Raw genomic sequence first — 20,034 nt, forward strand, 5'->3', positions numbered from 1 at the left:
AAGACTGTGATCACAATATGAAAATTACCATTATTGGCACTGGCTATGTAGGTCTGGTGACAGGTGCTTGCCTGGCAGAATTAGGTAACGATGTATTTTGCCTGGATGTGGATCAACGTAAGATCGACATACTTAACAGTGGCGGTATCCCTATTCATGAACCTGGACTGGAAGAAATCGTGGCGCGTAACCGTGCTGCCGGGCGTATTCAGTTTTCTACTGATGTGGCCGCCAGTGTTGCGCATGGTGAGGTACAGTTTATTGCGGTAGGAACGCCGCCAGATGAAGATGGTTCGGCAGACCTGCAGTATGTACTCGCTGCTGCACGTAACATCGGCAAGTATATGAATGGCTTTAAAGTGGTGGTAGACAAGTCCACGGTACCAGTCGGGACCGCAGATCGTGTCGCTGCTGCATTGAGAGACGAGCTCAGTCAGCGTGCTTCACAAGCAGAGTTTTCTGTCGTGTCGAATCCTGAATTCCTGAAAGAAGGTGCAGCGGTTGAGGACTTCATGCGTCCGGACCGAATTGTGATCGGCTGCGACTCTTCCGCTCAGGGTGAAAAAGCACGCAGTATGATGAAGAAGCTGTATGCGCCGTTTAACCGCAATCATGAACGTACTTACTGGATGGATGTGCGTTCAGCTGAATTCACTAAGTATGCTGCCAATGCAATGCTGGCCACCCGTATCTCATTCATGAATGAACTGGCAAATCTGGCAGACCATGTCGGTGCCGATATTGAGGCAGTACGCCATGGCATAGGATCTGATCCGCGTATTGGTCACAGCTTCCTGTATGCAGGTTGCGGCTATGGCGGCTCTTGCTTCCCTAAAGATGTGCAGGCCTTAGAGCGCACCGCCCAGGAATATGGGCTGAATCTGTTGATACTGCAGGCAGTAGAAGCAGTCAATGCGAGACAAAAACAGGTATTGGGCAGCAAGATACAGGCGCGATTCGACAATCAGCTGGTCGGCAAGCATTTTGCGATCTGGGGCCTGGCGTTTAAGCCGAATACTGATGATATGCGCGCAGCTTCGTCCCGTGTGCTGATTGGTGAATTGTTACGCAACGGTGCGACTGTGGCAGTGTACGATCCGGTTTCTATGGAAGAAGCGAAGCGCGTATTTGAACTCGATTTCTACGATGCGCCGGAATTGCTCAACAATATACGTTACGCGAGCAATCCTATGGAGGCATTGGATGCGGCTGATGCACTCGCGATAGTCACTGAATGGAAGGCCTTCCGCAGTCCTGATTTTGATCAAGTCAAAGCGCGTTTGAAGCAAGCCGTTATTTTTGATGGACGCAATTTATTCGAGCCTGCTGTCATGAATGAACTGCAAATCGAATATCACGGCATTGGTCGCTCTGTGCTCACGCGCATTTGAGGTGAAGTGATGTTGCAAAAAGATAAGCGCATCCTGGTTGCCGGTGATGTGATGCTGGACCGTTACTGGTTTGGCGAGGTCAATCGTATTTCGCCGGAAGCACCGGTTCCGATTGTGCGAGTGGAGCGGCGCGAGGAACGCCTGGGTGGCGCAGCGAACGTGGCATTGAATGCGCTGGCGTTAGGCGCTAGTGCCGCACTGATGGGGGTAATTGGTGATGATGAGGCGGGTAACTCAATTGAATCTTTACTGGAAAAGCATCATATTTCGAGCTACCTGAGCCGCGATTCTCAGATATCCACCATTATTAAACTCAGGGTGATTGGTCGCCAGCAGCAACTGATACGTATCGATTTTGAAGAAAAGCCGACAGATAGTGTATTACGCGATAAGTTGAATCGTTTCAACGCGCTGGTGTCTGGTTTTGATGTCGTAGTATTTTCGGATTATGCCAAAGGTAGTTTGGTCAATGTACCGGCGATGTTGCAACTGGCTAAGCAACAGGGAAAAATTGTTCTGGTCGACCCGAAAGGCAGCGACTTTTCTAAATATGCGGGTGCAGATTTGCTCACGCCCAACAAGTCGGAACTCAAACAGATTATCGGTGACTGGGCATCCGAGGCAGATTTGCAGGAAAAAGCGCAGAATCTGCGCCGTTCCCTGAACTTACGCGCCTTATTGTTAACCCGTTCCGAAGAGGGAATGACCTTGTTCACAGAAAACACCGTCACTCACGTCCCTGCTGTTGCGCGTGAAGTATTTGATGTTTCCGGTGCTGGCGATACGGTGATCGCAACGATGGCAGTGATGTTAGCAAATGGTATGACGCTCGAGGATGCGGTACATATCGCCAATCGCGCGGGCGGCATCGTTGTTGGTAAGCTGGGAACCGCAACAGTGACTGAAGCAGAATTGTTCCCACAGCAGTGAATTGTATTAAAAATAGTAAAATTTAGTCAACCTTGTCGAAATTTCTGCGTTAATAGGAACAGAGCGTTTTTATCGTTCTCCCGCTTTAAAAAACGGGTTCCTTGCTTGATGACAATGATGACTATTTAGGGAGTGATTCCATGTTAAAGAAATTATTCTTCGCAGTTGCTGCTTTGATGTTCAGTATGGGTTTTGCATTTGCTGATGTGGATGTAAATAAGGGAGATCAGGCTGCTTTAGATGGCATCAAAGGTCTGGGGCCAGCTAAGTCCAAGGCGATTATCGATGAGCGTACAAAAAATGGCAGTTTCAAAGACTGGGCTGATTTTGAATCGCGTGTAAAAGGAATTGGCGATAAAACTGGCACTAAATTGTCTGAAGCTGGCTTGACTGTCAATGGACAGGCTAAATCGGGTGCGCCGGCTAAAGCTGCACCAGCAAAAGCGGAAAAAGCAGCTAAAGCCGAGAAGTCCGATAAAGCTGAAAAAACAGACAAGGTAGAAAAAGCAGCGAAAGCACCAAAAGCAGAAAAGGCTGAAAAAGCAGAAAAAACGGCTGATAAAGTCAAAGCTGATGCTGCCGATAAGTCGGATAAATCAGCAAAAGCCGCAAAAGCTGAAAAAACTGAAGCATCTGCTTCTGCTAAGGAAGGAAAAACCAAGTAATTTGTCTGTATCTGAAAATTACCCCAGCCTCTGATCGCATCAGAGGCTTTTTTATTAGCTTATTCGAAATTGATATAAGCCTTATTCAAATTTCCTAAGTCAATGATTTTTCGGATGAATTTGTCAGTGCAATCAAGGACTGGCAAGGGTTTTAGTCGTTTTTTGTCTGAGCTTAGACGTTTGCTGACTGCAAGTCCTTGCGACAAGCATTAAAATAAGCACTTACCTATCTGAGAATGAGACTATGTCCTATCTGACTATTGAAGATACTATCGGCAACACGCCTTTGGTTCGTTTGCAAAGATTGCCGGGTGAAAAAAATGCGCTGCGCAATAATGTCATTCTCGGTAAGCTGGAAGGCAATAACCCCGCTGGCTCCGTCAAGGACCGGCCTGCATTGTCCATGATTAAACGTGCTGAAGAGCGTGGTGAAATCAAACCTGGGGACACACTGATTGAAGCAACCAGCGGGAATACTGGCATTGCGCTGGCGATGGCTGCTGCCATGCGCGGTTACAAAATGGTATTGCTGATGCCTGAGAATTTGAGCATAGAGCGCCGCCAGAGTATGGCTGCGTACGGCGCACAGATTATCCTGACACCAAAAACAGGCGGCATGGAGTATGCGCGTGACCTGGCTGAGCAAATGCAAAAAGAGGGGCAGGGTGTGATTCTGGATCAATTTGCCAATCAGGATAATCCACTGGCTCACTTTGAAGCGACGGGGCCGGAAATCTGGCGTGACACAGGCGGGCGAGTCACCCATTTTGTGAGTGCGATGGGGACAACCGGCACGATCATGGGCGTTTCAGCCTATCTGAAGAATCAAAACCCTGAGATACAGATCATCGGTGCCCAGCCTGAGGATGGCTCCTCTATTCCTGGCATCCGTAAATGGCCGGAAGCATATTTGCCTAAGATTTATGACAAAGCCAGAGTGGATCAGGTAATTTCCGTCAGTCAGGCGGACGCTGAGCATATGGCGCGCAGAATGGCAGTCGAGGAAGGGATTTTTTGCGGAATTTCAGCAGCTGGTGCCTGTGAGGTGGCCTTACGCCTTGCTGAAACCGTGGAAAATGCAACGATCGTGTTTATCGTTTGTGATCGCGGAGATCGTTATTTATCGACAGGCGTATTTCCAGCCTGAGTCCTTGCTAAGTAAGCCTGGTGTGAAATCGCCAAATTTCGCTGACTTAACTGAAAAAGCGTACAAGACTAACACTTGTACGCTTTTTTTTCGGAATCAAAAAAAATACCGAAAGTGCTGAATTAGCAGTTTCGGTATTTTACCTGGACTATCCGCTAGACGCGGACGGCAAGGCTTATTTATGCAGCGTCTTTTGGTTTAAACTGCTTGTCGCTGATACGGAACTTCGCACGACGGTCACCCATCAGTTCGCGCAGTTCTTTGATGCTGACATCGCTGATTTCATGCATGCGGATCAGCAGCGATGCGCCAACCGGCAGGCGACGATGTCTGATTTTACTGATTACTGGAGGCGCAACTTCCAAAGCTCTGGAGAGGGCTGCGTCGTTTTTTAAGTGCAATTGCTTGATCAGAGTGTCCAACAAATTGTTTGGATCGTAGTCGATTTCATCTGATTCAAGCTGGGTCAGATTTGCCATAATTACCTCGCTATCTAGTCTATTGATGCCTGATTTAATTGCTTCAATGAAATTAATCAAACGGTAATATTGTATCTTTAAAACAGAAATTGCTTATCAGAAAAATAGCAAAACATTGTTAAATTTCTTGGCACAGGGAGTGCTATTTACGCCATTGTGTCTATAAGGCAATAGTACTGTAGATCAATACAAGCTGAAAAGCAATTTACTTTTTTAATAGATTACCAATTGATTTCATTCGCTTTTTTTACAAGCTAACAATTGCCTGCACCTGAAGTATTGGGCAAAATATGCTTGAGATCAATTGGTGAAAACGAAAGATATTGTTAAAAAAGTTTCGTAGAATTGCATTTATTATTTCTTTTGTGAAATTTGTGCGTGCTTGGTAACACGCTACACAGAGGTATTTTCAAGTCTGGATCAGCGACCGCATCCAGTCGTGGTATCCAGTAATAACGAAGCAAAAAGAGTCATTACATTTGTTCCCGCGCCTGACGGATGACGCGGCCCAAATCAATCACAGACATCGCGTAGAAGTAACTGCGGTTGTATTGGGTAATCGCATAGAAGTTATCGGTTGCAATCCAATATTCCGTCGCATCATCGCCATTTTGCAAGTCAACTAATCCAACTTTGAGTTGCGGCGCGATATCAGCACTGGCACTGCTGGCCAATTTACTCAATTCCTGATACGTATAGCTGGCACGCAGGCCTTGTGACAGCACCGTGCGCAGGGCTTCTTTATCATCGCTGAGCAGGGTGGCTGGGAAGGTGACAGACACCCCCGGTTTCCAACCGTGTTCCGCAAGATAATGAGCAACGCTGCCAATCGCATCGATGGGTGAATTGGTCAGATTAATGCGGCCATCACCATCAAAATCTACCGCATATTTCCGTATGCTGCCAGGCATGAATTGCGGCCAGCCTATCGCGCCTGCATAAGAGCCTTTGAAGGCAAATGGATCGACCTGGGAATCTCTGGCGATCAATAACATTTGCATGAGCTCATCACGGAAATATTGCATACGCGTGCTTCTGGTTGGGGTGTCCGGGTAATCAAATGCCAGTGTGGTCAGGGCATCCAGTACGCGGAAGCTGCCGGTATGCTTGCCGAATATGGTTTCTACGCCTATCAGTCCGACGATAATTTCGGCTGGTATGCCATATTGCCGTTCTGCCCTGTCCAGCGCTTCGGCATACTGGTTCCAAAACTGTACGCCCGCTGCGATACGATAAGGCTCAACGAAGCGACTGCGATAGACCTTCCAATTTTTAGGCTTGCCGGGAGGCGCAGGCTTCATCAATTGTCTGGCCGATTCCACATGCCTGACCTGAGAAAATAACTGCCTTAATTTTTCTTCTTCGAAGCCATGCAAAGTCACCATTTGGCTGATGAAGACCTCTACTTCTTTCCACTGCTCGAAGTGCACATTTTCCTGTTGTTGAGTGGACGTGCTATTCGTCGTTTTCGCCGTTTTTTTTGAGACTTTTTTATCAGCGGCAAGAGCGCCGTTATGTAAGGAGCAAGCCAGTAACAGCGTCAGGCCAGTGAGGAGAAGGGAAGGGCGAGCGATCAGCATAACATCCAGTTTATTTACACGCAGACAGTAACTGCTTTAATTGTTTCAGAGCGGCCGCATCGGAGCCAGCATGATTGCCATAGCTGCACAGGCTATAGAAATCAATAAATGCTTTCGCTCTTTGCCATTCTTCCGGGGCCAGCCTGGCTTGCAGCCGCGCCAGATAGGCTTGTGGGCCTTCATGTGGTTCGCGTGGAAGCGCTTTCCCGGCCATCCGGTGGCAAAATGAAAAGTATACTCTATCAAGTGCCGGGGTAGCTGGTTTGTTAAGCAGCAAAGGCAGACTGATCACGCCCAGGACAAGGCTGCCAGACAGGAACAGTATCCATGTCATTTGTACCCAGTCGACATCCTTCCATCCGAGTTTGCTGAGCAGAGATTGTTGCCCTTGTTGATTGTAATTGAGTACCCACTGATTCCAGTTATTGTTCATCGCATCCCATTGCATGCGCAAGGCCTGGCTGAACGAGTTTCCTTGCAGCGCCAGGTTGACCAGGCCGGCCAGGCCGCTGGCTGGCAGAGCCCTGCTCAGATTTTGCATCACGCGCTCAGGCGCTACCGCGGCTGTCGGATCTACCCTGGTCCAGCCCTGGCCGCTTAACCAGACCTCGGCCCAGGCATGCGCATCCGACTGACGTACTTCAAAATAGCCGTCTACCGTATTCAGGTTACCGCCCTGATAGCCAGTGACGATACGGGCCGGTATCCCGGCCGCACGCATTAAGACCACGAAAGCGCTCGCATAATGTTCACAAAAACCGGCGCGGGTAGAAAACAAAAAATCATCGATCGCATCTCTGCCCAGCCGCGCAGGTTCCAGCGTGTAAATAAAATTTTGTTGCCTGAAGTGTTGCAGTACAGCCTGAATATATGCCTGATGACTGCCTTGTTGCTGGCGTAATTCACGTGCATAGGCCTGCGTACGCGGATTGACACCGACCGGCAGACTGAGCTCACTAGCCATGTCTTGCAAGTCGGCCTGGGCATCCAGCCGGAAGTCAGGATAAGACTCGACTTCATAGCGTACTCGTTGTTGTAGCGGTGTGCGTGAACGCAGCTCGGATGCATTGCTCATCAGACTGTCAGTACCGTCTGTGAAACGTGGGGTGCGGTGGCTTAACTCCAGCGCGAACAACCAATGCTGGCTGTGTGGTTCCAGAATAATGAGCTGCCGCAGCGGCTTGCCGGTGACGCGTAGTTGGCCGGTGTCTTGCTGATAGCGGCGACCTGGTGTCCAGCTTTTTCCATCGTAGTCGGTCATCACGATACCGCGCCAGTACTGCAGGTTTTTTGTGGGCGGTGCCTGATCAAATTTGACCCGGAATGCGATTTCTTCCGACAAGACCAGATTACTGATACCGCCCGGCGTCATGCTATTGGATAAACCGGAACGGCCCTGGCCCGCATCCCCAGGCAGACCCCAGAGCGGCCCCTGTATGCGCGGGAACAGAAAAAAAGCACACAACATCAGCGGTAGTGCGAGGCCAAGCATAGAAAAACCAGCACTTAAGCGTTGTCTCAGCGGCGGCAGTATGCCTGTATACTGAAATGAAATTTGGGCACTCAACAGCAGACCAACTGAGCACAGGCTTAACAGGGCAACGCCTATCGTCTGTTGGTAAAAATAACTGGTCAGCAACAAGAAAAAAGCGAGAAACAGCACCACGAATAAGTCACGCCTGGCATACATTTCCAGTAGTTTGCAGGCCAGCAAAAGCACCAGCATCGTGACCCCTGCCTCCTTGCCAAAGAAAGTGCGGAAACTCAGGAAGATACCCGCCATCATCAACAGGCATGCGGGTAGCAATAACCACATTGACGGCAGACGGCGACCAGTCAATGTGAGCCAGATACGCCAACCCAGGGTCAGCGTGCATGCGATGCTGACCCACAGATTCACGTGCCAGAAATGCGGCAGCAGCACGCTGATGCAGGCTACCATCAGCAACAGCGTATTGCTCTTGTCGGCGCTGATATGATGTTCGTGGAGAACCTCGTTCTTCATGACGTTGCCTCCAGCGGATAGAGTGCAAGCGCACGCAAACAGGCATCCCTGTGCTGTGCACCTAAGGCTGGCGCTAAGTTCAGCGTGTCGAGCCGGAATGCATAGGGTAACCCCTGGCGTTCCGCTTGCAGCACCCAGCTGCACATGCGCGCCAGCTTGAGTTCCGTGTCTAGCCGGCGTGGCAGGCGGGTGAAATCAATCACGACGTCCGCACCACTTTGTCCTGCAAACAGTTTGCTGACTAATTGCCCGCCAGCGGCCGTATCGACACGTGCGATCTGCTTCCATGCCAGTTGGCGCAGCGGATCACCCGGCTGGTACGTGCGTACGCCGGCAAAGTCTTCATCGCCGTATTGACCCGCATTGGCGCTTGAAGCTACTCCATCCACAGGCAGTGGCGGTGGCTGCAGTTCCGGCGCCGGATATACGAGTGCCTGCACATCGGGCAACCAGGTGCTCCAGGCGCGCAGCAGACCCAGTGGGAACCAGGTCTGGATCGAGATTCTGGTCGCTGGTTGCCAGCCGCGTTGTACAGACGGCGCATGCAAAAATACACTGAGCTGCGATTGTGGCGCGATATCACAGGCTTTACTGATCTGATCCTTAGCTTGCCAGCCGACCCAGATCGCGTAGCGCGAATTGCGGCGTGGATTGTTCAGATAGAGCGGAAAACGGATTTCTTCGCCCACAAACACAGGATCGGGGCTGCCAGCCTGTAATTCCAGATACGCGAGATTACGAAATCCCAGCAAGGCATTCACCACCATCACGGCAGCCAGCATAAAGGTCAGCGCAAAGCCCAGGCTGAGGCTGTAATTGGTCGCAGTCACAAATAACAGCAGCAGCACCAGTAACATCATCCAGCCAGGCCGGCTGGGCAAGGTGTAGACCCGGCGTTGTTTGAGGATCACTGTGCCGGGCTCAGGCTGCTTTTCCAAAAAAATCACTCTGCGCAGATAGCTGCGGATCGCATTATTCGCCATGTTTGTAACTGACTTTTCAGACTGGAACGCTGCGCATCATTTGCAACAGCAAATCTGCATTGCCGCTGGTTTGTGTGTGAGTGGCACGGAGCGGACGCAGTCTGTGTGCAATCACCGCCACCAGCACAGCCTGCACGTCTTCCGGTAACACGTGGTCGCGCCCTTCCAGCGTTGCCCAGGCACGTGCAGCCTGCAGTAAGGCCAGCGAGGCGCGTGGGCTCATGCCTTCCGCAAACACGTCTCCCTGACGCGTTGCCAGTGCCAGTGCATACACATAGTCGATCAGTTTGGCTGAGACATGGATGTTGCGCACTTGCTGTTGCGCCTGCATAAACTCTTCAGGTGCCATTTGTGCACGTAACTGACTCAATAACTGGCGGCGATCTGCGCCTGCCAGCAAAGCCTTTTCTGAGGCAGCATCGGGATAACCCAGTGACAGGCACATCAGGAAACGATCCAGCTGAGATTCCGGTAGTGGAAAGGTGCCGATTTGATGCGAGGGATTTTGGGTCGCAATCACAAAGAAAGGTGCGGGCAGACGGCGCGTCTGACCTTCTGCCGAGACCTGTTGTTCTTCCATCGCTTCCAGCAGCGAGGACTGGGTCTTGGGTGTGGCGCGGTTGATTTCATCGGCCAGTAAAACCTGCGTAAACACTGGGCCGGGATGAAAAACGAATTGATTTTTTTCGCGCTCAAAGACGGAGACACCGATGATATCTGCCGGTAGCAGGTCGCTGGTGAATTGCAGGCGATTGAAACGTAAGCCTAGCGAGGTCGCCAGTGCGTGTGCCAGCGTGGTTTTGCCCACGCCAGGGACATCTTCAACCAGCAGATGACCACCGGCCAACAGGCAGACCATGGCCAGACGTATTTGCGATGATTTGCCCATGATGACTTGATTGACCTGATCTGCCACGCGATGCACTTTTGAAAACATAGCTGTTTGCCTCTGCCCTGAATGAAACTCGCAGTGTAATCTGATTCTGCTATCGCGGTTGTAACGGCGGGCGGGCAGACGTCTGATTACGCACAGAACTTATTGTGTCCGGTTTGCAAATTTATGTAATTCGCGGGAAACTGCCGGTAATTGAACTCAGACATGCCCATGACCACTGCTTACTATACTCACGATGATTGCAAACTCCATGAAATGGGGTCCTGGCATCCGGAATGCCCACAGCGATTGCAGGCGATAGAGGATCAACTGATCGCCAGCCGTATCAAGGATTTACTCGACTGCCGTGACGCACCCTTGGCGAGTGAGGCTAGCCTGGCCCGTGTACATAGTGCCGATGCGATTTACCGTATCCGCGAAAACTGTCCCTCAGAACGCTCTGAATATGAGCATTTCCCGCTGGATGCCGATACGGCACTCAATGCCTATAGTTGGAAAGCTTCTCTGCGCGCTGCCGGTGCCGCGATTGCAGCGACTGATGCGGTGCTCAATGCCGAAGTTGAGAATGCGTTTTGCGCGGTGCGTCCGCCTGGCCACCATGCAACGGCCAAAGAGTCGATGGGCTTCTGTATGTTTAATAATGTCGCGGTAGCGGTACGCCATGCGCTGGACGTACGTGGCTTGAAGCGGATTGCGATTGTGGATTTCGATGTCCATCACGGTAACGGTACTGAAGATATTTTCAGAAATGACGCGGCTGTGCTCATGGTAGGTTTTTTTCAGCATCCGTATTATCCCTATAGCGGTACTGAGCAGCCAGCCAGCAATATGGTAAATATTCCGGTTCCTGCACATAGTCAGGGGCAGGAAATCCGCAGTCTGGTTGAACAGCACTGGTTGCCGGCATTACGTGCATACCGGCCGGAGATGATATTCATTTCCGCCGGATTTGATGCGCATCGTGAAGACGATATGGGGCAGCTAGGCCTGGTTGAAGCCGATTATGTGTGGATTACGCGCGCAGTGATGCAAATTGCCGATGAATTTGCCCAAGGCCGCGTCGTCAGCTGCCTCGAAGGTGGGTATAACTTGTCCGCGCTGGGACGCAGCGTTGCTGCGCATATCAAAGTGCTGGCGGGTCTGGACTAGGAGTCAATAATGAAGATCAATCAATTCGCTGCATGCCGTGTGTTGCAAGTTCTGTTATGCGCCGCCGTTCTGCCGGTACACGCAGCGCCACAATTTGCCAATACGGCGGTCATCGCTTTACCTGCGCGTACTGCGAGTCAGTTGCAGGAAGAAGTCAATCGCTTTCTGAACGAATGGCACGACGATGCGGCGCATTCCCGGCTCAGCTACTTCGATAAAATGACGCCCGATGCGGTGTATATCGGCACCGATAAAACCGAGCGCTGGACACTGGATGAATTTAAAACCTGGGCTAAGCCGCATTTTGCACGGCCATCTGCCTGGGCGTTCAAGGTCAATCAACGCCATCTGCAAATGACGGAAGACCAAAGCGTGATTTGGTTTGACGAGCAGCTCACGACAGCCATGGGCCTGTGTCAGGCCAGTGGCGTAATCCGCAATACGCCTCAGGGTTTGAAAATCGCTCACTACCAGTTATCGCTGGCCGTGCCGAATGAATTGGTTGATTATTTGGGTAAAGCTGTGCGTCAGTGGGAAAGCAGCGGCAAACTACCGGCTGGCGACGTGAAATGAGTCAGGCTCCTGCGCCGAACTCGTTACAGGCTGTGGTTATCAACTAGCTTCAGCGTCATCAGAATTTCTTCTTGCATTTCCCCATTCACAGATAGCGCATCCGGTTCCCGCCCATACTCTGACCAGCCAGCACGTAGATACAATTGATGGGCGGCCGTATTGCGGGCATTGACGCTCAGTCGTACATGCAGCAAGCCGGGCTGCTGGCCCGCGACGCTGATTAGCAGTTGCAACAAACTTGCTGATATTCCTTGAGCACGATAGTTCGGTGACGTAAATACGCCCCATAGCTTGGCGCAATGACGCCGTTTAAGACCGCTATCACGCTGTAATCCCATCATGGCGATTAACTGTGTTCCGTCAAACGCACCGAAAATTCCGATATTGTCTGGATGGTTTATTTTCTCCGTAAAGTAGCTTGTTGCTTGCAAGGATTCTCGTCCAAAATTAGCTGGGGAGTCAGCTAGCGCCTGCAATCGCAATGCGCGCAGGGCGGCACTGTCGCTGATATTTAGTATTCTTAGAGTGAAACTCATCGTGTTCAAATTTTCTTTAAAAGTCTTTTTGATCCGTTTGGGTTAGATGCGGGCAAGTGAGGACACTCACGCAGAACAGGTTTGCTCAGCATTGCAGAGGCAATTGTCGTCAGTTCTGTTTTGTTAAGATGTGAGTTTAAACGTATTTTAAAATGACAAGCCATTGATTTTAAAAAGAAAAAAATTGTTACTTTGCGCGTTAAAGATACAATTCGTTACGGATTTTACTTTCTTTGAGGAAAATTCAGTTCTAGACTTGCCATGTAGTATTTTTTCTTGAGGGCAAACCCGTTGAAAGACGGAGACGCAAAGCCACCGGCCTACAGCGCATCTGCGCCATGGTAGCGGGGTTGCCAACGTGGCCAATATCTTTACCCGTTGACATTGCGTGGTCCTCGCCCCACTTATGGAGCGTAGTCACTATGCATATTCTTAAAACAACCAGCCAGTCCCCGGTTTTTTCGCGGACTGTGATTTTTTCCGGTGTCATGCTGATGTTGTCCGCTTGCGGCGACAGCAGTCAGCCAATTACACAAAATACTGCCGTCAGCGCAGCACCCGCAGAGCTTGCGACTGGCACCACCACGTTGCAGGCTGAACTGGCGGTTGTTCCTGCTGAAGCAGCCAATCAACTCGCGACACCGACCTTCCACGTTGCGCCGGTCTTGTTGGACGCGCCGGGTGATCTGGATGCAGACGCGAGTCAGCGTACAGCCTTGATGCCCGCACACCAGCAGCCTATCCCGGTCGCGACGCAGTATCTGTCACCGAAAGGACTGACGGTTGATCAGATTCGCAGTACACAGCGCAGTTTTGAACGCAATGCCAGTACCAATGTCAACGGTTCTGCCAGCGCAGAATTGAAACCGATGGCAACTGTTGCGGTCAGCACTTATACGCCGGCTCAGGTACGTGCTGCCTACAATCTGACAGCTATCCCGGCCAGCCTGACAGGTTTAACGGCAGCGCAAGCGGCTCAACTGGGTGCCGGGCAGACGATCTACATCGTGAACGCCTATCACGACCCGAATATCGTTTCTGAGCTGAATAACTTCAATCAGAAATTTGGCTTGCCCGCCTGTACCGTGAAAACCATCGCGACTACGGCAAGTCTGCCTTTGCCCACAGCATCAACCACTGGTTGCGAATTTTCTGTGGTGTATGCCAATGCGGCGGGTGGAATGAACGCATCAGCACCTGCCTATGATTCTGGCTGGGCTACAGAAATTGCGCTGGACGTGCAGTGGTCGCATGCAATTGCACCGCTTGCCAGAATCGTCTTAATTGAAGCACCAGACGCCTCGATTAACAGTCTGACCGGTGGTATTGCACTGGCCAATAAAATGGGGCCTGGTGCCGTGTCCATGAGCTTTGGTGCGGTCGAAGGCAGCTGGACTGCTTCAGTCGATGCGGTATTCGGCACTGCCAATATGACTTACCTGGCGGCGACCGGCGATTATGGAACGCAAGTGAACTGGCCCTCGGTTTCATCCAAAGTCGTGGCAGTCGGCGGCACTACGCTCAATTATTCCGGCACCGGCAGCCGTTCGGAATCCGCCTGGTCCGGTACCGGTGGTGGCGTCAGTGCCTATACTGCGACACCGTCCTACCAGACTGCAGCGGTCCCAGGGATGGGTACGCCAGTACGCCGCACTGTGGCTGACGTATCCATGAATGCAGATCCAAATTCCGGTCAGTACGTTGCCGTGATTAATCCTGGCAGTGCTACGGTCAACTGGATCAGTGCCGGTGGCACCAGCCTGTCGACACCACAATGGGCAGGTATCGTGGCAGTGACCAATGCCAGCCGCGCGCTGACAGCAAAAGCCCCTTTGGGAGCGGTGCATGCCTCGCTGTATCAGCAGGCTGCAGTACCAGGCAATTATGCAAAAGCCTTTGCTGATGTGACCAGCGGTTCGCATGGCAGCTGTGGCAGTTGTACAGCGAAGTCTGGCTACGATCAGCTGACCGGCCTTGGAACACCGAATGTGTCTGATTTCGTGACACTGATGGGTGGCAGCACGGTAGCTACTGCGCCGGTTGTGACGGGGGCTGCGATCAGCGGAAAAGTGGGTACTGCACTGAGCTTTACGGCATCGGTGACGGCTGCTAACCCTGTCACCTACACCTTAAGCGGTGCGCCTGCTGGCATGACGATCAGCACAGCAGGTGTGGTCAACTGGACGACACCACTGGCTGGTACTTACTCAGTAACTGTGAATGCGACTGACAGCAAAACAGCATTGGTCGACAAAGGTGTCTACACCGTGACCATCGCTCCAGCTGTTGCACCTGTCGTAACTGCCGCCACGATTGCAGGTAAAGCGGGCACGGCACTCAGTTATACCGTCACCACCAGCTCGGATTATCCTGTCACTTACAGCCTGACTGGCGCACCAACTGGCATGAGTATCAGCACTGCCGGTGTGATCAGCTGGGCCAGTCCGGTACTGGGTAATTACTCGGTCACAGTAGTTGCAACCGATAGCAAGACGGGTCTGGTTGGTAAAGGCGTGATGTCAGTCAGTATTACCGCACAAACGCCACCAGTGGTGACCGCAGCGTCCATCTCAGGTAAAGCGGGTACTGCACTCAGCTTCACAGTGTCTGCCTCTTCGGTGAATCCGCTGACTTACAGCCTCACTGGTGCACCTGCGGGCATGAGCATCAGCAGCACCGGTGTAGTGAGCTGGGCAGCACCTGCCGCAGGAACTTATCCGGTGACGGTGATTGCGAAAGACAGCAAAACTGGTTTGTCGGGTCAGGCCGTGTACACGGTCACGATTACGGCAGCAGCGCCAACGGGTCTGACAGTCAGTGCGCCAGCGATCACTGGTGTGGCGGGTAAATCGGTCAGCGGCGTGATTGCAATTTCCGCACCGGGCGCCAGCTGGGTCTCGGTCTCTATCTCCGGGGCGCCACTCGGTATGGGCTTCTCCATGAGTGGCCTGAATATCACCGCGATCTGGCCCGCACCGGTCACAGGCAGCTACGCCTTGAAAATCACGGTGACTGATTCGACCGGCCGCACCACCAGCACCACGATGCCGATCACGATTACGGCAAAGTAAATCGTTGCCCGAGAATTGCTAGATCGTTCAATAGTTTCAGCCAACGGGATCGGTTCACTGATCCCGTCTTTTTTTGAGGGACTACGAGTTCAGTCAGGACTTAGGCTGGCAAGTAGTGCCGACTTTGATCGGCCCGAAGACTTTTTGCAGGCCGCCTATCCCCCCAATTTGTTTGATGTACAGCTGTTGACGTGCCTTATCTATCGCCAGTGTGTAGTGATAGCTGTCTGAAATTCTGGGCCCGGTTTGCGGCATCAACGTGACAATCGCGAGTTCTTTATCCGCCGGGAATTGAGCGATAACAGGAAACGTATCCTGCACCCCGACCGTCGTAAAGCAAGCGCCAAGCTGGCGCTGGATATCACTCACCAATTGCTGATCAGCAGCAGTCGCCGGTTCTTTCAAGGTCGTTTCAGCATGCGCCATCGCGAGGCTCCAGCAAGTACAAAGGGAAATAGCAAGGGTATGTCCGAATAGCTGACTAAATCGCATTGTGGCTCCGCTTAAGTGAAGGAGAGATAACTAATGTAAGTCAGTCTGGTAAAAAATGCAAAAATGAGGCCCGGGAATTTGGCATATTTTTTCTGTGCCAATAATTATTTTAACCATATTCGTCATGACTGAAGGATATCTAGATGGCAAATGCACCCCGCAATCCGCCTGATTTACCATGCCTTACGGAATTTTTAGGCATAAGCCGGGCATACTTCCGTACAATATCGCTTTGATTTAGCAAAAAGAAGAATAAGCATGTCCATACAATGGTTCCCCGGTCACATGAACGCTGCGCGCAAGAAGGCAGCGGAAACCATGGAAAGTACCGATCTGGTGATAGAAGTGCTGGATGCCCGTATCCCCCAGGCCAGTTGCAATCCTATGGTTGAGCAACTGCGCACCTTCCGCCAGCGCCCCTGTCTCAAGATTCTGAACAAGGCCGATCTGGCGGACCCACAGGCGACCAAAGCCTGGCTGGATTATTTCAATGCCCAGAAAAATGTGTTTGCGGTGGCGATGAGCTGTAAGAAACCGGCCGATGTCGCTAAAGTGCCTGGCTTTGCGCTCAAGCTGGCACCACATCGCGGCGTGCCGACCAAGCCTTTGCGCATGATGATCATGGGTATTCCAAACGTGGGTAAATCCACGCTGATGAATGCCTTGCTTAAGAAGCGGGTGGCGAATGTGGGTGATGAGCCTGCGGTGACCAAGACCCAGCAAAGACTGTACCTCGGTAAGAACATGATACTGACCGATACACCGGGTATGCTGTGGCCAAAAATTGAACATCCTACCGATGGCCTGATGCTGGCTGCCAGCCACGCGATTGGTATCAATGCGCTGATCGAGGAAGAGATCGCGACTTTCCTGGCTGAGCTGTTATTGCAGCACTATCCGCAATCGTTGGTCAGCCGCTATGGCTTTCAGCTGGAAGGTATGGATGGTGTCGCCGTGGTGGAAGGCATCGCCAAAAAGCGTGGCTTTAAACTCAAAGGCGGCGACCTCGATTTCGAAAAAGCGTCCCATACGTTACTGCTTGATTACCGCAGCGGCGCGCTGGGTCGCATCAGTCTGGAAACGCCGGCCAGCCGCGCGCATTTACTCGCAACCTATGTGCCGCCAGTGCTGCTGGGGCAGGGTAAGAGCGTGCAAACGGGAATGGAAGAGCCAGAGCAGGAAGACGAGTAAGTCGCAGTCCGGCCCGCGACGCACGGAGCGTGGCAGACCTCTGCGGTGTGTCGGCATTGCTTGCGGCAAGTGTTACTTCTTGCCCATGACTTCGCTGGCAAATGTGACCAGATAATCCATCAGACCATGACTGGCTTTGACTGCCAGTTCCGCATTGCCTTTGGCAATAGCTTTGGCAGCCAACATATGGCAACGCGCACCTTCCTCGACATCGCCCGCATGCTGATAGGCGTACCAGAAGCGGCGGCACTGTATGACCAGCGGTACCACCGCCTGGACGGCGGAGGGATTACTGCAAGCTTCATGTACGATGATGTCAAATGCCTGATCGGCCGCCATATAAGCGCCCAGATCATGGCATTTGGCTGCGATGAGCATTTTGTCAGCCCAGAGCAGCATGTCTTTTCTTTGTTCAACACTGGCAAGTTGGGCTGCCTGCTGCGCGATCAAGGCGTCTAATACGCGTCGCGTCGCGATCACATTCATATACTCACTGGCGTGAATATCGCTGATTACCAGCCCACGGCGTGGCATCTGCATGATCAGGCCATTGGAAGACATGCGCATCAGGGCTTCGCGCAATGGGGTGCGGCCGAGGCCGGTTTTCTCGACCAACTCAGCTTCAACTACAGGCGCACCCGGTCGCAACTCGAGTTTGACTATCATACTTTCAATTGCATTATACGCAATATCTGCTGCGCGCATTTTTGGTGCATTTGCAGCAAGTTCTTGTTTTACGAGCATGTTTATTCCCTAATTTGGGCTAATTATTTTAAAGCTCAGTAGCCGTATGTTGGCGTTATTTAGGGATTTTACCTTGTTAAAAAATACAATTTCAATTATTTGCACTGTTTGAATGTCTAAAAGACAGTGCTGTCGCAGAGCGACACTCCGTTCATTCTCTGCGATCGTCTCGCATCTTGTTGTTCCTATGCACGTTTGTATGCCGGATTTTACGGCTGATGTCGTAACGCAGGGTATTTGGCTTGCCTATCAGGTATGCTGATGCCTGAGGTCTTAATATATTAACGGCGTCTCTTCAGGCGTGCTGGCGGGCAGAAAGGATGGGAATGGAAGAGGGCAGACAGTGTTTAGTAGGGAATCAGCGCACATGGCTGGCTCAGCATGTAGCGGATGTTTTTTTTGCCGAGAGTTTGTTCGACTCGATGAGCGATATCGTATTTTTTGTTAAAGATACGGCAGGCCGCTACATCGTCGTCAACCAGACTCTGGTCAGACGCTGCGGCTTGCGCGAAAAATCTGCTTTGCTGGGTCGCAGTGCCGCCGATGTGTTCCCCAGTTCCTTAGCTGTCAGTTATGCGACGCAGGATGCGATGGTATTGAAAGGTGCAAAGGAATTACGCGATCAGCTGGAATTACATTTATACCCCAACCGCAGTCCGGGCTGGTGTCTGACTCAGAAGAAGCCGCTGCGTGATCAGGCTGGTGCCATTCTTGGTTTATGTGGAGTATCGCGCGATCTGGCTGCCCCCGATCAACGCCATCCGGTTTATGCCAAGGTGGCAGCGGCCGTCAGCTACTTGCATCAGCATTATGCGCAGACCGTCAGCATGGCCGAATTAGTTGAACTGACCGGCTTATCGGTGGCCCAGCTGGAGCGCAATTTTCATAAGATATTTTCGCTGACGCCGCGTCAGATGATGGTGAAAATCCGGCTCGATGCGGCATCGGCCATGTTATCGACATCCGATTGCAGCATCACCGAAGTCGCGCTGGCCTGTGGCTATCAGGATCACAGCGCGTTTTCACGCGTATTTCGCGCCACCGTAGGAATGACACCCAGCGATTACCGTGTAGTGATGCGTGACAGTCAGCCTGCGACCTGATGTACGCAGGCCACGGTCAGAATTCAGACTGAAGGTATGCCCCAGATGAAGGGGTCGGCCTGGTTCAGGATCAGCCTGGCTTCGGCATTCACAAAAGCCGAGCCGCGCAGACTGGGCAAAATCCGCGTCCGCTCAGCATCGGCATAGCGGTAGCTCGCTTCAAATACGCTGCCGATAATGCTTTCCTGACGCCAGATTTGTTGCGCTTCCAGTTTGCCATCTGCCGCCAGACAAGCCAGCTTGGCGCTGGTGCCGGTGCCGCAGGGCGAGCGGTCGTAGGCTTTGCCGGGGCAAAGCACGAAATTCTTACTATGATTATTGGCAGAGTCGGCGGCGCCAAATAATTCTATGTGGTCGATCACTGCACCATGCTCACCACAGATGCCAGCTGCTTCCAGCGCCTGCCGTACACGCCAGGCAAAATCCGTTAACTGCTCAAGCTGGGTCAGTTGCAGCGGTATCCCGTGCTGGTTAATCAGGAAGAACCAGTTACCACCCCAGGCGATATCGCCGCTGACTGTGCCTATACCAGGCACTTCGACGCTGACCGCATGGCGGTAGCGGTAAGCCGGTACATTGTGCACCGTCACACTCAGGTCTTCATGCAGTTCCGCCTGCACGATGCCGACCGGCGTATCGATGCGATGCAGGCCAGGTGTAATGCGGCCCGCATGGGCCAGCGTGACCAGAAAACCTATCATGCCGTGACCACACATGCCCAGATAACCGACGTTGTTAAAGAAGATTACGCCAGCCACGCAATCCGGCTGCGGTGAGTGACAGGCCAGTGCGCCGACCAGCACGTCTGAACCGCGAGGTTCACACACCGTCGCCGTACGGTAATGGTCAAACTGCGTGCGGAAGATGTCCCGTTGCTGAGCCAGGCTGCCCTCGCCAAGTGGCGGGCCGCCCGCCATAATGACGCGGGTCGGTTCGCCGCCAGTGTGAGAGTCGATAATGTCTATGCTGGTCATGATGGGCCTTAGGTTTTTGTCCAGGAGCTGAGTGCAGAATGCTGATGTCTGATTTCAGACAGATGCAGGATTGATGTTGAGCTTATCACCCGCGTAGACATGCTGTCTTGATGTGATCAAGAGCCC

The 20,034-nt window shown here is 52.1% G+C and carries 18 protein-coding genes and 1 riboswitch; of the genes, 9 read left to right on the forward strand and 9 right to left on the reverse strand.

Features of this window, described 5'->3' with window-relative positions; translation table 11 throughout:
- Window positions 1-17 precede the first annotated feature (17 nt).
- The 4 genes from H8K47_RS10235 to cysM all read left to right on the forward strand — a co-directional run bounded on the left by H8K47_RS10235 (window position 18) and on the right by cysM (window position 4,133).
- Window positions 18-1,391, forward strand: a complete 1,374-nt coding sequence (locus tag H8K47_RS10235; RefSeq protein WP_186881301.1) for a UDP-glucose dehydrogenase family protein — start codon at window positions 18-20, stop codon at window positions 1,389-1,391.
- A 9-nt stretch (window positions 1,392-1,400) separates the two neighbouring features.
- A complete protein-coding gene (gene rfaE1 / locus H8K47_RS10240) occupies window positions 1,401-2,321 on the forward strand; it encodes a D-glycero-beta-D-manno-heptose-7-phosphate kinase (protein ID WP_186881302.1) in 921 nt (306 codons plus the stop codon).
- 101 nt (window positions 2,322-2,422) lie between these two features.
- Window positions 2,423-2,986, forward strand: a complete 564-nt coding sequence (locus tag H8K47_RS10245) for a ComEA family DNA-binding protein (protein WP_329604165.1) — start codon at window positions 2,423-2,425, stop codon at window positions 2,984-2,986.
- Between the two features lie 244 nt (window positions 2,987-3,230).
- Window positions 3,231-4,133, forward strand: a complete 903-nt coding sequence (gene cysM / locus H8K47_RS10250) for a cysteine synthase CysM (RefSeq protein ID WP_186881303.1) — start codon at window positions 3,231-3,233, stop codon at window positions 4,131-4,133.
- A gap of 179 nt (window positions 4,134-4,312) precedes the next feature.
- Here cysM and H8K47_RS10255 read toward each other — a convergent pair whose 3' ends face one another.
- From H8K47_RS10255 to H8K47_RS10275, 5 genes are all read right to left on the reverse strand, one after another.
- Window positions 4,313-4,612, reverse strand: a complete 300-nt coding sequence (locus H8K47_RS10255) for a hypothetical protein (protein WP_110257001.1) — start codon at window positions 4,610-4,612, stop codon at window positions 4,313-4,315.
- A 473-nt stretch (window positions 4,613-5,085) separates the two neighbouring features.
- Entirely contained in the window at window positions 5,086-6,192 is a 1,107-nt protein-coding gene (mltB, locus tag H8K47_RS10260) for a lytic murein transglycosylase B (protein ID WP_186881304.1), read from the reverse strand.
- Between the two features lie 10 nt (window positions 6,193-6,202).
- Window positions 6,203-8,197, reverse strand: a complete 1,995-nt coding sequence (locus H8K47_RS10265) for a transglutaminase TgpA family protein (RefSeq protein ID WP_186881305.1) — start codon at window positions 8,195-8,197, stop codon at window positions 6,203-6,205.
- On the reverse strand, window positions 8,194-9,180 hold the full coding sequence (locus tag H8K47_RS10270; protein ID WP_186881306.1) for a DUF58 domain-containing protein: 987 nt from the start codon (window positions 9,178-9,180) through the stop codon (window positions 8,194-8,196). Before H8K47_RS10270 ends, H8K47_RS10265 begins: the two co-directional genes overlap by 4 nt.
- A 16-nt stretch (window positions 9,181-9,196) precedes the next feature.
- Window positions 9,197-10,117: an AAA family ATPase gene (locus H8K47_RS10275; RefSeq protein ID WP_186881307.1), complete on the reverse strand. Its 921-nt coding sequence runs from the start codon at window positions 10,115-10,117 to the stop codon at window positions 9,197-9,199.
- Between the two features lie 168 nt (window positions 10,118-10,285).
- Here H8K47_RS10275 and H8K47_RS10280 point away from each other — a divergent pair, with 168 nt between their 5' ends.
- Entirely contained in the window at window positions 10,286-11,224 is a 939-nt protein-coding gene (locus H8K47_RS10280) for a histone deacetylase family protein (protein ID WP_186881308.1), read from the forward strand.
- 9 nt (window positions 11,225-11,233) lie between these two features.
- The gene (locus H8K47_RS10285; protein ID WP_186881309.1) at window positions 11,234-11,797 is read left to right on the forward strand and encodes a nuclear transport factor 2 family protein; all 564 of its coding nucleotides are present in this window, start codon (window positions 11,234-11,236) and stop codon (window positions 11,795-11,797) included.
- 23 nt (window positions 11,798-11,820) lie between these two features.
- Here H8K47_RS10285 and H8K47_RS10290 read toward each other — a convergent pair whose 3' ends face one another.
- Window positions 11,821-12,333, reverse strand: coding sequence for a GNAT family N-acetyltransferase (locus H8K47_RS10290; protein WP_186881310.1), 513 nt, complete (start codon window positions 12,331-12,333; stop codon window positions 11,821-11,823).
- A 271-nt stretch (window positions 12,334-12,604) separates the two neighbouring features.
- Window positions 12,605-12,691: riboswitch (cyclic di-GMP riboswitch) on the forward strand.
- A 64-nt stretch (window positions 12,692-12,755) separates the two neighbouring features.
- On the opposite strand from H8K47_RS10290, the gene H8K47_RS10295 reads away from it, so the two are divergent.
- Window positions 12,756-15,404, forward strand: a complete 2,649-nt coding sequence (locus H8K47_RS10295; RefSeq protein WP_186881311.1) for a putative Ig domain-containing protein — start codon at window positions 12,756-12,758, stop codon at window positions 15,402-15,404.
- Window positions 15,405-15,497: 93 nt separating this feature from the next.
- On the opposite strand, the gene H8K47_RS10300 is transcribed toward H8K47_RS10295, so the two are convergent.
- Window positions 15,498-15,830, reverse strand: a complete 333-nt coding sequence (locus tag H8K47_RS10300) for a hypothetical protein (protein WP_186881312.1) — start codon at window positions 15,828-15,830, stop codon at window positions 15,498-15,500.
- A 324-nt stretch (window positions 15,831-16,154) separates the two neighbouring features.
- On the opposite strand from H8K47_RS10300, the gene ylqF reads away from it, so the two are divergent.
- Window positions 16,155-17,087, forward strand: a complete 933-nt coding sequence (ylqF, locus tag H8K47_RS10305; protein ID WP_186881313.1) for a ribosome biogenesis GTPase YlqF — start codon at window positions 16,155-16,157, stop codon at window positions 17,085-17,087.
- A 72-nt stretch (window positions 17,088-17,159) separates the two neighbouring features.
- On the opposite strand, the gene H8K47_RS10310 is transcribed toward ylqF, so the two are convergent.
- Window positions 17,160-17,831, reverse strand: a complete 672-nt coding sequence (locus H8K47_RS10310; protein ID WP_186881314.1) for a GntR family transcriptional regulator — start codon at window positions 17,829-17,831, stop codon at window positions 17,160-17,162.
- Window positions 17,832-18,157: 326 nt separating this feature from the next.
- Between H8K47_RS10310 and H8K47_RS10315 the strand changes: the two genes are divergently transcribed.
- Window positions 18,158-18,934 (forward strand): AraC family transcriptional regulator, encoded by a 777-nt coding sequence (locus H8K47_RS10315; protein WP_186881315.1) that lies wholly within the window; start codon window positions 18,158-18,160, stop codon window positions 18,932-18,934.
- A 23-nt stretch (window positions 18,935-18,957) separates the two neighbouring features.
- Here the strand turns inward: H8K47_RS10315 and H8K47_RS10320 are convergent, their stop codons facing one another.
- The gene (locus H8K47_RS10320; protein ID WP_186881316.1) at window positions 18,958-19,908 is read right to left on the reverse strand and encodes a 4-hydroxyproline epimerase; all 951 of its coding nucleotides are present in this window, start codon (window positions 19,906-19,908) and stop codon (window positions 18,958-18,960) included.
- Window positions 19,909-20,034 lie beyond the last annotated feature (126 nt).

The sequence above is a fragment of the Cognatundibacterium rugosum genome (assembly GCF_014284365.1).
GTDB lineage: Bacteria > Pseudomonadota > Gammaproteobacteria > Burkholderiales > Burkholderiaceae_D > Undibacterium > Undibacterium rugosum.